The organism is Rathayibacter sp. AY1B4 (assembly GCF_002932815.1).
Taxonomy (GTDB): domain Bacteria; phylum Actinomycetota; class Actinomycetes; order Actinomycetales; family Microbacteriaceae; genus Rathayibacter.
Map to the genome: position 1 here is coordinate 23,601 of NZ_PSWN01000021.1, position 13,787 is coordinate 37,387.

Here is a 13,787-nt window from a genome sequence, read left to right on the forward strand (position 1 = left end):
GGGGGGATGGATGCTCTCTACACCGCCATCGCCCACGCCTCCGGTGGAGGACGCGACGGCCACGTCCGCACCGAGGACGACCGTCTCGACCTCGACACCCGCGCCCCGCAGGAGCTCGGCGGCTCCGGCGAGGGGACCAACCCCGAGCAGCTGTTCGCGGCCGGCTACTCCGCCTGCTTCCTCAGCGCCCTGCACGGAGCCGGTCGCCAGCTGAAGATCGACACGACCGACGCGGCCGTCTCGGCCAGCGTCTCGATCGGGAAGAACGACTCCGACGGCTTCGGCCTCTCGGTCGAGCTCGACGTCTACGTGCCGAAGGCGAGCTCCGAGGACGCGCAGAAGGTCGCCGACGCGGCGCATCAGCTCTGCCCGTACTCCAACGCCACCCGCGGCAACATCCCCGTGCAGATCAACCTGGTCGACTGACCGGGCCCTCTCGACGGCCCCTCCCGGACTCCGGGCAGGGGCCGTCGTCGTGTCCGGGGGCGGTCCGTTAGGGTCGGGGCATGACCGAGGAGCTGTCGCACGAGGAGCCGTCGCACGAGGAGTCCCTGGCGCGGGCCGAGCTCGTGCAGATCCGTCAGAGCATCGACAACATCGACGCGGCGCTGATCCACCTGCTCGCCGAGCGCTTCAAGTTCACGCAGAAGGTCGGCCGGCTGAAGGCCGCGCACGGGCTGCCCGCCGCGGACCTCGAGCGCGAGGCGCGCCAGATCGCGCGGCTGCGGGCGCTCGCCGAGGAGTCGCACCTCGACCCGGCGTTCGCCGAGAAGTTCCTCGGGTTCATCGTCGCCGAGGTCATCCACCACCACCAGCGCATCGCCGACGGCGCCGAGGACTGAGGCTCAGCCCTCGATCCGCAGCAGCCCCGCCGTGCGCTCGCGCAGCACGCCGAGCAGCAGCGGGTAGTCGGGGAAGAGCTGGTCGCGCCGCAGCGTCGGCACCCGCAGCCCGAGGGGGACCTCCGTGATGCGGCCGTTCGTCTCGGTGAGGGTCAGGCGGAGGCTATGGCTCCCCGTCGGGCTCGAGGCGACGACCGAGCGCAGGGCCTCGAGCGGGAAGATCAGCCCGTCGATCTGGATGGCCGACTCCGACACCACGATCGAGCCCGGCAGCCCGGGCCGCAGCGCCAGCCGCGCGGCGACCAGCCCGAGCGGGAGGGAGAGCGCCACGACGACCGCCCCCAGCGCGATCTGCGCGCGGTCGCCCGACGGGGATCCCGCGAGGGCGACGGCCAGGACGCCGGCGGCGAACGCCTCCGTGGCGACGACGACCAGGGCGACCGCCCGGCGCTGGAGCGGAGCGCGGTGCGGCCGGAAGCGGACGGCCGAGGCGGGCCCGGCCAGAGCGGGCGGCAGGGCGTCGCGGACGCGGGCGGCGGCGCCGAGGTCGGCGAGCAGGGCGGCGAGGTCCTCCGGGCGGAAGTGGCTGCAGCGCACCTCGACTCCGTCTCCGCGGCACCAGGCGACGAAGCCGTCGCCGTCGGCGGACTCGAGGAAGCGGACCGACCGGCGGGGCCACTGCTCGCGGCGGCGGCGGCCGCGCATCAGCACGACCTGCGTCTCGGTCGTCATCACGCGGGTGGGGGAGACGACGAAGAGCGAGACCGCCGAGGCCAGTCCGATGACGACGGTGAGGGCGAGGAGGCCGAGCGCGAGCACCGACTCGTCGAGGACCCCGCGGCGGTCCGCGAGGACGGCGAACGGGATGAGCACGGCCGCGAGGCCGGCGCCGAGGAGCCGCAGGAGGAGGGCGCGGAGGCGCCGCAGGACCGACGGGCCGTACACCCGTCGCGTCCGGATCGCCATCGGTTCCGACTCCATCGCGTCAGGCTAGCCCCGGCCGGGGCCGGTCGCCCGGAGAGGCGCGGCGGTGGCGCGATCCTCGCGCCACCCGTCCCCGGTTCGGGGGAGGAGTGGCGCGAGGCGCGGCCTACGCCTCCGCGGTGCGGTGCAGGGCGCGGACCGAGACGACCCGGCGGCGGGCGATCGCGGCGACGGTGAGCAGCAGGCCGAACAGCAGCCAGATCACCAGGCCGACGACGGCGCCGGCCGTGCCGTCGGTGCCCTCGACCACTCCGGACAGCGCGTTCTGCGCCGCCGAGAGCGGCAGGAACCCGAGCACGTCGTCGAACAGCCCGGGGACCGTCGAGATGATGCCCGCGCCGAGCGCGATCACCGCCGCGACCATCGCGAGGAAGCGGCCGATCCCTCCGAGCAGGGCGACCAGCCCCTGGTTCACCGCGGCGAACGAGGCGCCGGTGAGCATCGCCAGGAGGGCGAAGCCGACCCAGCGGCCCGGCTCCAGGCCCGCGACCCCGCTCATCACGATCGCGACCGCGAGTCCCTGCACCACGCCGATCACGAGCGCCGGCACGTAGGAGGAGAGGGCGAGCGCCGCGGAGGAGCGGGTCGAGGAGAGTGCACGGTGCGAGAACGCCGCGAGCACCAGGAACGTCGCGAGGGCGCCCAGCCAGAGGGCGATCGTCGCGAAGAACGGGACGCTGGAGGCTCCGAACAGGTCGGTCGCGCTGCTCGCGTTCTCGACCGGGTCCGAGACGACGTCGGCGAGGTTCGTCGACTCCGACTCGGTGTAGGTCGGGAGCTGCGCGACGGCGGCGTCGAGGCCGGTCGCGAGCGTGCGGGTGCCGTCGGCGAGCTGCACGGCGCCGTCCGAGACCCCGCTCGCTCCGTCGGCGAGCTGGTCGGCTCCGTCGGCGGCGGAGGAGGCTCCCGTGGCGAGGTCGGCGGCACCGCCCGCGGCCGTGGTCGCGCCGGTCGCGAGGTCGCGGGCGCCGGCCGCGGCGGTGGTGGCGCCGGTCGCGAGCTGCGCCGACCCGGCCGCCGTGGTGTCGAGGCCGTCGGCGAGCTGGGACGCTCCGTCCGCGGCGTCGTCCGCGCCGTCCGCGAGCTGCGTCAGGCCGCCGGACAGCTGTCCGATGCCCCCCGAGAGAGTGCGCGCGCCGGTGGCGGACTGCCCGACCGCGTCGATCAGCGAGGGCTGCCCGTCGCCGCCGAGGCGGATGCCCGCGTCGATCCCGGCGACGGCTCCCGCGGTCGTCGTGGCGAGGGTGGTCGCGCCGGTGGGTCCGCCCGCCGAGGCGATGACGGCGCGCGCGGCGAGGCACTGCGTCGTCTCGCAGCCCTCGAGCGCGGCGCTGAGCGCCTCGAAGGTCCCCGCAGTGGCGGCGGCGGCGCCGGCGCTGAGGGCGGCGACCTGCTGGGTCCCGTCGCCGGTCCTCACCACTCCCTCCCTCAGCTGGTCGAGCCCGTCGGCCAGGTCGGAGGCGCCGCCCTGCAGCGCGGTCGTCTTGGTCGCCGAGTCGCGGGCGCCCGTCGCGAGCTGTCCCACTCCGCCGGAGAGGCCGCGCGCACCGGTGGCCAGCTGCGCGACTCCGCCGGAGAGGTCGGAGGCTCCGGTGCCCAGCTGCCCCACGCCGTCGGCGAGGGACGAGGCTCCGGTGCCGATCTGCCCGACGCCGTCCGAGAGCGAGGAGGCGCCGGTGGCGAGCTCGTCGATCCCGTCGGCGAGGCTGCTGGTGCCGTCGGCGAGGGTGGAGGCGCCGGTGCCGAGCTGGTCGGCGCCGTCGGCGAGCGTGCCCGCGCCCTCGGCCGCCTGGCCGATCTGCTCGTTGAGGGTGTTGAAGCCGACGTAGACGTTCTCGAGGTAGGCCGTGGTCAGCTGCGTGTTGAGCAGCGACGTGGCGGTGCTGGTCACGGTGGCCGAGATGGCGTCGTCGACGAGCTTGGCCTTCTCGCTGGTGGCGATGTCGATGGTCGCCTTCGTCGCCTCCGCGGCGTCGCCGGAGTACGAGGTGGCGGCGGCGGAGAAGGACGAGGGGATCGTCACGACGGTCGCGTAGCTGCCGTCGGCGAGGCCCTTGGCGGCGTCGTCCTTGTCCGTGAGGACCCAGGTGAAGTTGCCCGTCGAGTCCGAGCCGGAGACGTTGGGCACCGGGGTCGTGCTCGCGGACGGCGTCGCGCTCGCCGAGGGGGTGGAGGAGGGGGCGTCCGAGCTCGCGGAGTCGGTGCCGCCCGTCACCAGGCCGGCCGCGAGCTGGCGCCCGAGCGGCACGGTCTGCCCGTTGATCTCGACCGGGGTGTCCTCGTTGACCACGGCGGCCGTGATCGTGTCGAGTCGCTCGGTCGGGTTCCACAGCGCCCACACCAGGAGGCCGCCGATGACGAGGGGGACCAGGACGATCCCGAGAAGGGTCAGCCAGGACACCTTCTTGACGCCGCGGGGGCGTTCGAGGGAGAGGAGAGCCATCTGTCAGAGGACCTTTGCGATCGCGCGGCGCTCGGCCGCGGGCGAGACCGCGAGCACGCCGCGGTCGGAGGGGAGGAGGTCGTCGAGCGCCTCGGCGTCGACGGAGGAGGCGACCACGGTGAACGCGTCGTCGGCGGCGCGGGCGGCGTCGAGCTCGGCCCGGATCGCGCCGCGCAGCTGCGGGTCGGTGACCGTGTCGAGGTCGTCGAGCACCAGGATCGGCGGAGCCGACTCCAGGGCCGACCGGACGTCGGCGACGGGGTCGGCGGCTCCGGCGAGGCGCACCAGCCCGACCCGGCCGCGCACGGCGGCGGAGCGGATCGGCACGACCAGGCCCGCGACCTTCAGGCGCCCGGAGTCGGGGGCGAGCCGACCGGCGATGCTCAGCAGCAGCGCGGTGCGGCCGGAGCGGTGCGGCCCGTGGACCACGAGGGAGGAGCCGGGAGCGACCCGCAGCGAGACGCCGCTGTAGACGGGACCGTCGGGTCCGTCGAGGCGGAGGTCCTCGGCCGCTATCACGTCCGTGGATCCGGGCTCCGGCCAGTCGGCCAGCGCGAGCTCCTTCGTGAGGCCCTCGCCCTCGACGTCGAAGGACGGGAGGATGCGGTCGAGCCAGCGCGGCATGTGCCAGGCGCGGTCGCCGAGCAGGTGCAGCACGGCGGGCACCAGCGTCATCCGCACGATGAACGCGTCGACGAAGACGCCCACGGCGAGCCCGAGCGCGATCGGCTTGATGTTGGTGTCCCCCTCCGGCACGAAGGCGGCGAAGACCGAGAACATGATGACCGCGGCGGCCGTGACCACCTTGGCCGAGCCGACGAAGCCCGACTCGACGGCGGCGCGCGCCGGCCTCCCGTGCACGTAGTCCTCGCGCATCCGCGAGACCAGGAACACCTCGTAGTCCATCGCGAGGCCGAAGAGCACGCCCATCAGGATGATCGGCATGAAGCTGATGATCGGGCCCGTCTTGTCGACGTGCAGAGCGTCCGAGAACCATCCCCATTCGAACACCGCCGCCACGGCGCCGAAGGACGCACCGACCGACAGCAGGTAGCCCAGCGTCGCCTTGATCGGCACCCAGAGCGAGCGGAACACCATCGTCAGCAGCACCAGCGACAGGCCCACGACGAGCAGGCCGAACGGCAGCAGGGCCTTGGCGAGAGTGTCCGAGATGTCGATCCCGACCGCGGTCTGGCCGGTCACCGCGAGGTCGACGCCGTACTCCTGCTGGAAGTAGTCGTGCTTGTCGCGGATCTCGGCGACCAGCGCCTTGGTGGCCTCGGAGTCGGGGCCGCCCTCGGGGATCACCTGGATGATCCCGGTGTCGGCGGTCTCGTTGGGCGTCGCGAGCGGCACCGAGGCGACTCCGTCGAGCTTCTCGATCTCGCCCTTGAGGTCGTCCATCAGGCCGAGCGGATCGGTCGAGCCGATGATCGTGCCGGTGACGATGAGCGGGCCGTTGTAGCCGGCGCCGAAGTTCTCGGCGAGCAGGTCGTAGGTGGTGCGCGCGGGAGTGCCCTCGGCCTGGTAGCCGGCGTCCGGCAGGGCGAGGCGGAGGCTGAGCGCCGGGATGCTCGCGACGCCGAGCACGCCGATCACCGCGATGATCGTCACGATCGGGAAGCGCGTGACGACCCGGACCCAGCCGCGGAAGAACCCGCGCGGGACCTCGGCGTGCACGTGGCCGCCGGGGGAGGCGGTCGCCGCCTCCTCGTGCGCCTCGGTGTCGACGTGGGTGCCCGCGGCGGCGGCGGCCTTCGCGGCCTTCTTCTTCGCGCGGCGCTCCTTCGGGCGCAGCCGCGCGCCGGCGAAGCCGAGGAGGGCGGGGGTCAGGGTGAGCGCGATGACCACGGCGATCGCGACTCCGCCCGCCGCTGCGACGCCCATCGTGGTGAGGAACGGGATGCCCGCGACCGAGAGGCCGACGAGCGCGATGATCACGGTCAGGCCCGCGAAGACGACGGCGGAGCCCGCGGTCGCGGTCGCCCGCGCGGTCGACTCCTCCGGGTCCATGCCCTGCTTCAGCTGGTCCTGGTGGCGGCTGATGATGAAGAGGGCGTAGTCGATGCCGACCGCCAGGCCCAGCATCAGCGCCAGGAGCGGCGTGGTCGAGGAGATCGAGGCGAAGCGGGTGGCGATGAAGATGGCCGACATCGAGAGGGCGACGCCGAGCAGCGCGGTGACCAGCGGCATGCCGGCGGCCAGGAACGAGCCGAAGGTGAGCACGAGGACGACGAGGGCGACCACGAGGCCGATCGCCTCCGTGATGGTCACGCCGGGGAGGTTCTGGGCGAAGAGGTCGCCGCCGAGCGAGACCACGGAGCCGGCGGGCAGCGCGTCCTGGAGGGTCGTCGCCTCGGCCTTCAGCGCGTCGCGGCTCTCGGGGCTCGTGGTGGTGGCGGAGCCGTCCATCTGGGCGGTGATGACGAGGGCGTTCCCGGCGTCGGAGATCGTGCCGGACACGCTGTCGGAGTAGGGGTCCGTGACGGCCGCGACCTCGTCGACGTCGCCGAGCGCGGCGACCGCGTCGCTGACGGGGCCCTTCACGTCGGCGTCCTGGACGCTGCCTCCGTCGGGCGCGACGACCACGTACCGCGCGGACGTGCCGCTGACCTGGGGGAAGGTGCGCTCGAGCTGGTCGAGGGCGGTCTGCGACTGCGTGCCCGGGATGGAGAACGTGTTGTCGGTGCCCTGGTTGAGCAGCAGCGCTCCTCCTCCGCCCGCCACCACGATCAGCAGCCACAGGACGGCGACGAGGCGGTGGGCGCGGTACACGCGACGACCGAGACGGTAGAGCAGCGACGACACGCGGTCTCCTGACGATGGGTGGGGAGGATGGCGATACGTCTCTGTACCAGGGCGGAGCCGGGCTCCGATACACGAGCGTATCCGATACAGGACCGTATTCGATACGTGAATGTATCGGATAAGGTGAACGGCGTCGGAGGTGTTGACAGGGCGGGCAGGAGGCTGGTGATGACGGCGATCGACTCCACCCCTCCCGAGACCTCCCGCCGAGGCCGCACCCGCGAGCGCCTGCTCGACGCGGCCTACGACGTCTTCGCCGAGACCGGCGTGCACAGCGCGTCCGTCGAGCAGATCTGCGAGCGCGCCGGGTTCTCGCGCGGCGCCTTCTACTCCAACTTCTCCACCAAGGAGGAGCTGTTCTTCGCGCTCATGGAGCGGGAGAACGGCGCCCGGGTGACCGCCCTCGTCGAGCAGATGGACCGCACGATCCCGCGCGTCGTCTCGGCCGACGAGCCGCTGACGGCCGAGACGCTGGCCGTGGTCATCCTCGACTTCCTCCAGGGTCCTGCCACCGACAACCGCCGCTGGTGCGTGGTCGAGTCGGAGTTCGAGCTGCTCGCGCTCCGCGACCCGCGGATCGCTCCGCAGTACCGCGACTTCCGCGCCGGCTTCGACGCCTCGCTCGTGCAGATCGTGCACGGGGCGCTGCGCCAGGTGCGCCGCGAGTTCTCCCTCGAGCCGACGACGGCCGTGCGCCTGCTGGTGGCGGGCTACGACGACGCGGTCAAGCAGTCGATCCTCGAGGACGAGTCGGAGCCCGCGTCGCTCGAGCGCCTGCGGGCGACGCTGACGGCGATCGTCCTCGCGATCTCGTCCGCCGACGCCTGAGCCGGGCCGGCTCTCGCGACGGCCGCCGCCGTACCCGACGGTCGGCTCCGCACAGGCAGGCCGAGCGGCCGCTGGGGAGTGCCGGGTCCGGTCCCCGCTCCTCCGCCCGCGCGACGAGGATGGACCCATGGAACTGCGACAGCTCGAACACTTCCTCGCCGTCGCGAAGGAGCAGCACTTCACCCGCGCCGCGAGCGCCCTGCAGATCTCGCAGTCGGGCCTCTCGGCGTCGATCCGCGCGCTCGAGAGCGAGCTGGGCAGCCCCCTCTTCACCCGCAGCACGCGCCGGGTCGAGCTGACGCCGGCCGGTCGGGCGATGCTCGCGGAGTCGGAGCGATCGGTCGCCAGCGCGCTCGCCGCCCGCGATGCGGTTCTCGCCGTGCAGGGGGTGCTCCGCGGGAGCCTCGCGGTCGGCACGGAGGAGTGCCTCGGCGGCGTGCACCTGCCGCGCGAGCTCGCGACCTTCCGCGAGCAGCACCCGGGAGTCGCGCTCCGGCTGATCCACGAGGGGTCCGGCACGCTGCTCGACTCCGTCGCCGCCGGCCGCCTCGACCTGGCGCTGGTCGCCGACATCGGAGCCGTGCCGGGCGGCGTGCGGACGATGCCGCTGGCGAGCGAGGGCTTCGCGGTGCTCGTGCGCCCGGGTCACCCGCTCGCGAGCCGCGTCGGCTGCCGCATCCCGGACCTGGCGGGCGAGACGATCGTGGGGCTGCAGGAGCACTGGGCGGCGAGTCACCTCGCGGCGCGGGCGTTCGCGGCGCACGGCCTCGCGTTCGAGGTCGAGCTCGAGGTGAACGACGTGCACACGCTGCTCGACCTGGTCGAGTACGGCATGGGGATCGCGGTCGTGCCGGCGCACTTCGCCGAGAAGCGCCCGGCCGGGCTGCGGGCGGTGGCGCTCGCCGATCCGCTCCTGGTGTGGCGGACGATGGTGGCGGTGCCGGAGCGGCCGAGCGCCGCGGCCCGCGCGTTCGTCTCGGCCCTCCCGCAGCCGCTGCAGGACGCGGTCTGAGCGGGATCGTGCTCGCAACGGAGGAGGGACCAGCGCCGAGATCCCGCGATGCGCGTCGGACCGGTGCCTCGACCGGATCCCTCCTCCGTCATGAACGGGCTCAGTCGAGCGAGGCCAACTCCTCGGGCGTGAGCTCCAGGTCGGCCGCCGTGGCGGAGTCGCGGATGCTCTCGGGGCGGGAGGCGCCCGGGATCGGCAGCACGACCGGGGCCTTCGCCAGCTCCCAGGCGAGGCAGACGACCTGCGGCGTCACGCCGCGGGCCTCGGCGACCGCCGCGAACGCGGAGTAGCGCGAGCCGAGCTCGCCCGCCGAGGAGATGCCGCCGAGCGGGCTCCACGGCAGGAACGCCAGTCCCAGCTCGGCGCAGAGCTCGAGCTCCGGCTCGCTGGAGCGGAACGACGGCGAGAACTGGTTCTGCACCGAGACCAGGCGCTCGCCGAGGATGCCGTGCGCCTCGCGGATCTGGTCCGGGTCGGCGTTCGAGATGCCCGCGCGGAGGACGACGCCCTCGTCGAGCAGCTCGGCCAGCGCTCCGATCGAGTCGGCGTAGGGGACCGCCGGGTCGGGCCGGTGGTACTGGTAGAGGCCGATCGCGTCGACGCCGAGGCGCTTCGCGGACGCGCGGGCCGCCGCCTTGAGGTACTCGGGGCGGCCGTCCTGGTCCCAGGGGCCGGGCTCGCGCCGCAGGTGGCCGCCCTTGGTGGCGACGAGCACGGCGGAGGTGTCGCCGCCGTAGCTGCGCAGCGCCTCCGCGATCAGCAGCTCGTTGTGGCCGAGGTCGTCCTGGGTGGCGAGGTGGTAGGCGTCGGCCGTGTCGATCAGGGTCACGCCGGCGTCGAGGGCGGCGTGGATCGTGGCGATCGAGCGCTCGCGGTCCGGGCGGCCCTCGATCGACATCGGCATGCCGCCGAGTCCGATCGCGCCGACCTGGAGGTCGCCGAGAGTGCGCTGCTTCATGAATGCTCCTTCGCAGTGGGGTGGGTGGTCACCAGGCGTAGTCCTCGGGGGCTGTCCGGTGGCCGGGGAAGATCTCGTCGAGGCGCGCGAGGGCCTCGGGGTCGAGGGTGATGTCGACGGCGGCGACGGCGCTCTCGAGCTGCTCGAGCGTCCGCGGCCCGGTGATCGGACCGGTGACGGCGGGCTGGTGGAGGAGCCACGCCAGCGCCAGCTCGCCGGGCGCCTCGCCGCGCTCGCGGGCGAACGCCTCCCACTGCTCGAGCGCGGGACGGTGCTCCTCGATCGCGGCGAGGGTGCGCTCGGAGGAGCGGCGCCCGCCCTCCGCGGTCTTCTCGAGGACGCCGCCCAGCAGCCCGCCCTGCAGCGGCGACCAGGGGATGACGCCGAGCCCGTAGTGCAGCGCGGCGGGCAGGACCTCGCGCTCGACGTCGCGGACGAGCAGGTTGTAGATCGACTGCTCGGAGGCGAGGCCGGTGAAGTGGCGGGCGCGCGCCGCCTCCTGCGCCTGGGCGAGGTGCCAGCCGGCGAAGTTGCTGGAGCCGACGTAGAGGACCTTGCCCTGCTGGACGGCGACCTCCATCGCCTGCCAGATCTCGTCCCAGGGCGTCGTCCGGTCGACGTGGTGGAACTGGTAGAGGTCGATGTGGTCCGTCTGCAGGCGGCGGAGGCTCTCGTCGAGCGCGCGGCGCAGGGTGAGCGCCGAGAGGCGGCCGCCGTTGGGCCAGGAGTCGCGGCCGCGCTCGGCTCCGGGAGCGGCGAACTCGCCCATGTCGCCGAAGACCTTGGTCGCGAGGACGGTGCGCTCGCGGCGCTCGCCGCCCTGCGCGAACCAGCGGCCCACGATCTCCTCGGTGGCGCCGCGGCCGGCCTCGCCTCCGTACACGTTGGCCGTGTCGAAGAAGTTGACGCCGAGCTCGTGCGCGCGGTCCATGATCGCGAACGAGTCGGACTCCTCGGTCTGCATGCCGAAGTTCATGGTGCCGAGGACGGTGCGGGAGACGGACAGGCCGGTGCGACCGAGGTGCGTGTACTGCATGGTCCCAGTCGACTCCGGTTCGGGCCGCGTGTCCAACAGGTGCTCGGCATGGGTGCGATCGACGGGGGAGGTCAATCGGGGGCGCGCCGGCCAGCGGCCGCCCCGCGCCCCGCCTCGGGCCTGCGCGTCGGCCGGGTCCAGCGGCCTCGACCGGATCGCCCACAGCCCGCTGGGCGCGGTGGCGCCCGGCCGCCCGGGTGCCGGGTTAGAGTCGCGGAATGGTCCGGACGACGCAGCGCCTCGTGATCGCCCTCTCCGCCGTGGTCCTGCTCGCCGGCTGCACGGCGGAGGCGACGAGCCCCGCCGCCGCACCCGCCGGGCCGTCCGCCTCCACGGCGCCGCCCGCCGCCGGAGCCGAGTCCACGCCGCGGCCGGTGCCGAGCGTCTCGACCACTCCCGCACCGGTCGAGGACGTCTCGGGCGAGTGCGTCGTCCAGGCGCTCGACGAGGGGACGCTCGACGGCGTCGACCTCGAGCGCGTGCGCGACCGCGGCGCCCGCGCCGGCGCGACCGGGACGGCGAGCACCGCCTCCGACGGCGCCCCGGCCTCCTACCTGGTGGCAGCGGGCGACATCAGCGAGCGGATCGCGGACCGGTTCTGCATCAGCTCCGACTACCTCTCCGCGCTGAACTCGGTGCGCCGCGACGGCGTCGACATCGACAGCCTCTACGGCGGCGACACCCTCAACCTCCGCCCGGCGACCGTCCTGAGCGTCGGCGACCAGAACGGCCGCGTCCTCGACAACGCCGAGCCCGACGACCTCCCCGCGCAGACCGGCTGACGCCGCCGACGCCCGCCGCCACTCCTCCCGCCTCGCAGCAGCACGCGACCACCGCGGAAGGCGCGGATCCGACGGCACGTGCGCGGCACTCAGCCCAGGACGCCGATCAGGACCGCCGACACGGCGACGGTCGCCGCGAGCCCGGTCGTCCGCGAGCGGCGGCGCGCCGGATCCTCGAACCACGGCAGCCCGCCCCAGCGCAGCACGGCGCCGGCCGCCCCGGCCGCGGTGAGAGCCACCAGCACGGCCCAGGGGAGCAGCGTCAGCGCCGACCAGTCGACGAGCGCCCGCCCGAGCAGCAGCACGGCGACGGCCTCGACGCCGCGGGCGAGCGTCCGGACGCGGTCGCGGTCGAGGAGCCCGGCCGCCCGGCGCCGGGGGACGCTCCCCAGGGCGAAGCGGCCGACGGTGAACGCGACGACGAGCAGGACGAGGATCGAGGCGGTCATCACGACTCCTCCCCGGCGCGCTGCAGCAGGCGCAGGCCGAGCTCGTCGACCGAGCTCGCCGTGTCCCCGTTGACGAACACGGCCACGCCGCGCTCGCGGTCCATCGCGAGCATCGTCGAGTAGCCGGAGGTCCCTCCGTTGTGCCAGGTGACGGATCCGCCGTCCTCCGACTCCGAGGTGAACCAGCCGAGGCCGATCCGCGCCCCGTCGGCGTCGAACCGCGGATCCAGGACGCTCGCCGCGGGCACCCCCAGCGCGGGGTCGTCGGTGAGGAGGGCCTGCGCGTAGCGGGCCATGTCCGCCGCCGTGGAGCGGACGCCGCCCGCCGGCGCGTAGCCCGCCATCGTCCACGCGTCGACGGACCGCCCGCTCGCCGAGAAGCCGGTCGGCGCGTCGCCGGGGAGGGCGTCCGCGGTCTCCGGGACGGAGGTCGCGGTCATCCCGAGCGGATCGAGGACGCGCTCGCGGAGGAGGTCGGCGTAGTCGCGGCCCTCGGCACGGGCGAGCGTCTGGCCCAGCACCGCCGCACCGAGGTTCGAGTAGGCGTGCACGTGCTCGCCCTGGTCCGCCTCGGCGGCCTGCCGGAGGACGTCGTCGGCCGACCAGCCCGCGTAGGGGTCCGTGCCACGCAGCTGGGCGACGAGCGTCGAGGCGAGATCGCCGACACCGGTGGGGAGGCGCGGCAGGCCGGAGCGGTGGGTCGCCAGCTCCTCGAGCGTCCCGGTGAAGCCGCCGACGTCGGCGTGCTCCGCGGCGGGGTCCTCGAGCCCGACCGTCCCCTCGGCGGCGCTCCGGGCGAGGAGGAGCGCGGTCATCGTCTTCGTGACCGATCCGATCTCGACCTCGGTCCGCTCGTCGGCTCCGAGTCCGCCGTAGCGCACGCCGTCGGGCGTGATCACGGCGGCGACGAGGTGGTTCCGCGCCCCGTCTCCGACGTCGGTCCGGAGCCACTCGGCGATCTCGGCGTCGCCCGTCGCCTCGGTCGAGAGGGTGGGAGCGGAGGGGCGGAGCAGCACTCCGCCGAGCAGGACGACGGCCGCGGCGGAGACGGCGGCGAGAGCGAGGCGGCGGCGGGTCATCGGGGTCCTCCGGAGGCGAGCAGGATCACGAGCAGGGGGACGAGCCGCTCCGGCGGGACGCCGTAGCGGCCGCGGCCGCGCGCCTCCAGCCAGCCGGCGGCGACCAGCTGGTTGACGTGGTGGTAGATCTGCCCGGTGGTGCCCGCGCCCTCGCTCTCGGCGAGCTGGGCGACGGTCTCGACTCCGCCGGCCACCGCCTGCAGGAACCGCAGACGCACGGGGCTGCCCAGCGCGGCGAGCGCGGTCGGCCCGGGGCTCGCTCCCCAGTCGCGCTCGAAGAACGCGTCGGTGCTGAGGCCGTACTGCCACTCGACCGGGCCGGCCGGGGTGGCGACCGAGCCGGCGAAGACCACTCCGCCGGGAGAGGGCAGGCGCTCGCGGAGAGCGGTCAGGGCCCAGAGCGGATCGTCGGCGGCGGGCGCGGCGGGGGTGTCGGCGCGCTCGAGGCGGTCGAGCCGCGCTCGGAGCTCGTCGACCTCGCCGGCGAGGTCTCGGGAGGGGGTCATGCCTCCACTATTGCAAACATTCCGTAATCACGGAACTCCCGAGAGGAGCCGGTACCGCAG

At 74.2% G+C, this 13,787-nt stretch carries 13 protein-coding genes; 5 read left to right on the forward strand and 8 right to left on the reverse strand.

Going from position 1 to position 13,787, the window contains the following annotated elements; translation table 11 throughout:
- Positions 1–6: 6 nt before the first annotated feature.
- Together C5D66_RS13190 and C5D66_RS13195 are read left to right on the forward strand one after the other, a co-directional pair.
- A complete protein-coding gene (locus C5D66_RS13190; protein WP_104222761.1) occupies positions 7–426 on the forward strand; it encodes an organic hydroperoxide resistance protein in 420 nt (139 codons plus the stop codon).
- An 80-nt stretch (positions 427–506) separates the two neighbouring features.
- The gene (locus C5D66_RS13195; RefSeq protein ID WP_104222760.1) at positions 507–842 is read left to right on the forward strand and encodes a chorismate mutase; all 336 of its coding nucleotides are present in this window, start codon (positions 507–509) and stop codon (positions 840–842) included.
- Between the two features lie 3 nt (positions 843–845).
- Here C5D66_RS13195 and C5D66_RS13200 read toward each other — a convergent pair whose 3' ends face one another.
- The 3 genes from C5D66_RS13200 to C5D66_RS13210 form a co-directional block, all read right to left on the reverse strand.
- Positions 846–1,823: a hypothetical protein gene (locus tag C5D66_RS13200; protein WP_146079284.1), complete on the reverse strand. Its 978-nt coding sequence runs from the start codon at positions 1,821–1,823 to the stop codon at positions 846–848.
- A gap of 109 nt (positions 1,824–1,932) precedes the next feature.
- Positions 1,933–4,269 (reverse strand): YhgE/Pip domain-containing protein, encoded by a 2,337-nt coding sequence (locus C5D66_RS13205; protein WP_104326939.1) that lies wholly within the window; start codon positions 4,267–4,269, stop codon positions 1,933–1,935.
- 3 nt (positions 4,270–4,272) lie between these two features.
- Complete coding sequence (locus C5D66_RS13210) at positions 4,273–7,077, reverse strand: MMPL family transporter (RefSeq protein ID WP_104250664.1); 2,805 nt, start codon at positions 7,075–7,077, stop codon at positions 4,273–4,275.
- Positions 7,078–7,245: 168 nt separating this feature from the next.
- On the opposite strand from C5D66_RS13210, the gene C5D66_RS13215 reads away from it, so the two are divergent.
- Positions 7,246–7,905: a TetR/AcrR family transcriptional regulator gene (locus C5D66_RS13215; protein WP_104292731.1), complete on the forward strand. Its 660-nt coding sequence runs from the start codon at positions 7,246–7,248 to the stop codon at positions 7,903–7,905.
- A 127-nt stretch (positions 7,906–8,032) separates the two neighbouring features.
- Positions 8,033–8,917: a LysR family transcriptional regulator gene (locus C5D66_RS13220; protein ID WP_104222755.1), complete on the forward strand. Its 885-nt coding sequence runs from the start codon at positions 8,033–8,035 to the stop codon at positions 8,915–8,917.
- A 100-nt stretch (positions 8,918–9,017) separates the two neighbouring features.
- Here the strand turns inward: C5D66_RS13220 and C5D66_RS13225 are convergent, their stop codons facing one another.
- Positions 9,018–9,875, reverse strand: a complete 858-nt coding sequence (locus C5D66_RS13225) for an aldo/keto reductase (RefSeq protein WP_104295545.1) — start codon at positions 9,873–9,875, stop codon at positions 9,018–9,020.
- A 28-nt stretch (positions 9,876–9,903) separates the two neighbouring features.
- On the reverse strand, positions 9,904–10,911 hold the full coding sequence (locus C5D66_RS13230) for an aldo/keto reductase (protein WP_104255984.1): 1,008 nt from the start codon (positions 10,909–10,911) through the stop codon (positions 9,904–9,906).
- Positions 10,912–11,129: 218 nt separating this feature from the next.
- On the opposite strand from C5D66_RS13230, the gene C5D66_RS13235 reads away from it, so the two are divergent.
- The gene (locus C5D66_RS13235; RefSeq protein ID WP_104255983.1) at positions 11,130–11,693 is read left to right on the forward strand and encodes a hypothetical protein; all 564 of its coding nucleotides are present in this window, start codon (positions 11,130–11,132) and stop codon (positions 11,691–11,693) included.
- A gap of 89 nt (positions 11,694–11,782) precedes the next feature.
- Here C5D66_RS13235 and C5D66_RS13240 read toward each other — a convergent pair whose 3' ends face one another.
- The 3 genes from C5D66_RS13240 to C5D66_RS13250 are packed head-to-tail and all read right to left on the reverse strand — an operon-like array spanning position 11,783 to position 13,727.
- Positions 11,783–12,142 carry a hypothetical protein gene (locus C5D66_RS13240; protein ID WP_104255982.1) on the reverse strand — a complete coding sequence of 120 codons (360 nt, stop codon included), beginning with the start codon at positions 12,140–12,142 and terminating at the stop codon, positions 11,783–11,785.
- Positions 12,142–13,221 carry a serine hydrolase gene (locus tag C5D66_RS13245; RefSeq protein WP_104255981.1) on the reverse strand — a complete coding sequence of 360 codons (1,080 nt, stop codon included), beginning with the start codon at positions 13,219–13,221 and terminating at the stop codon, positions 12,142–12,144. The genes C5D66_RS13240 and C5D66_RS13245 overlap by 1 nt, the downstream gene beginning before the upstream one ends.
- A complete protein-coding gene (locus C5D66_RS13250; protein ID WP_104255980.1) occupies positions 13,218–13,727 on the reverse strand; it encodes a winged helix-turn-helix domain-containing protein in 510 nt (169 codons plus the stop codon). Before C5D66_RS13250 ends, C5D66_RS13245 begins: the two co-directional genes overlap by 4 nt.
- Positions 13,728–13,787 lie beyond the last annotated feature (60 nt).

Bases quoted from the DNA above. Each gene is read 5' to 3' on its own strand.
- C5D66_RS13230 (WP_104255984.1), bottom strand. From the start codon at position 10,911: ATGCAGTACACGCACCTCGGTCGCACCGGCCTGTCCGTCTCCCGCACC.
- C5D66_RS13245 (WP_104255981.1), bottom strand. From the start codon at position 13,221: ATGACCCGCCGCCGCCTCGCTCTCGCCGCCGTCTCCGCCGCGGCCGTC.
- C5D66_RS13225 (WP_104295545.1), bottom strand. From the start codon at position 9,875: ATGAAGCAGCGCACTCTCGGCGACCTCCAGGTCGGCGCGATCGGACTC.
- C5D66_RS13200 (WP_146079284.1), bottom strand. From the start codon at position 1,823: ATGGAGTCGGAACCGATGGCGATCCGGACGCGACGGGTGTACGGCCCG.
- C5D66_RS13215 (WP_104292731.1), top strand. From the start codon at position 7,246: ATGACGGCGATCGACTCCACCCCTCCCGAGACCTCCCGCCGAGGCCGC.
- C5D66_RS13235 (WP_104255983.1), top strand. From the start codon at position 11,130: ATGGTCCGGACGACGCAGCGCCTCGTGATCGCCCTCTCCGCCGTGGTC.
- C5D66_RS13205 (WP_104326939.1), bottom strand. From the start codon at position 4,269: ATGGCTCTCCTCTCCCTCGAACGCCCCCGCGGCGTCAAGAAGGTGTCC.
- C5D66_RS13195 (WP_104222760.1), top strand. From the start codon at position 507: ATGACCGAGGAGCTGTCGCACGAGGAGCCGTCGCACGAGGAGTCCCTG.
- C5D66_RS13220 (WP_104222755.1), top strand. From the start codon at position 8,033: ATGGAACTGCGACAGCTCGAACACTTCCTCGCCGTCGCGAAGGAGCAG.
- C5D66_RS13250 (WP_104255980.1), bottom strand. From the start codon at position 13,727: ATGACCCCCTCCCGAGACCTCGCCGGCGAGGTCGACGAGCTCCGAGCG.
- C5D66_RS13240 (WP_104255982.1), bottom strand. From the start codon at position 12,142: ATGACCGCCTCGATCCTCGTCCTGCTCGTCGTCGCGTTCACCGTCGGC.
- C5D66_RS13190 (WP_104222761.1), top strand. From the start codon at position 7: ATGGATGCTCTCTACACCGCCATCGCCCACGCCTCCGGTGGAGGACGC.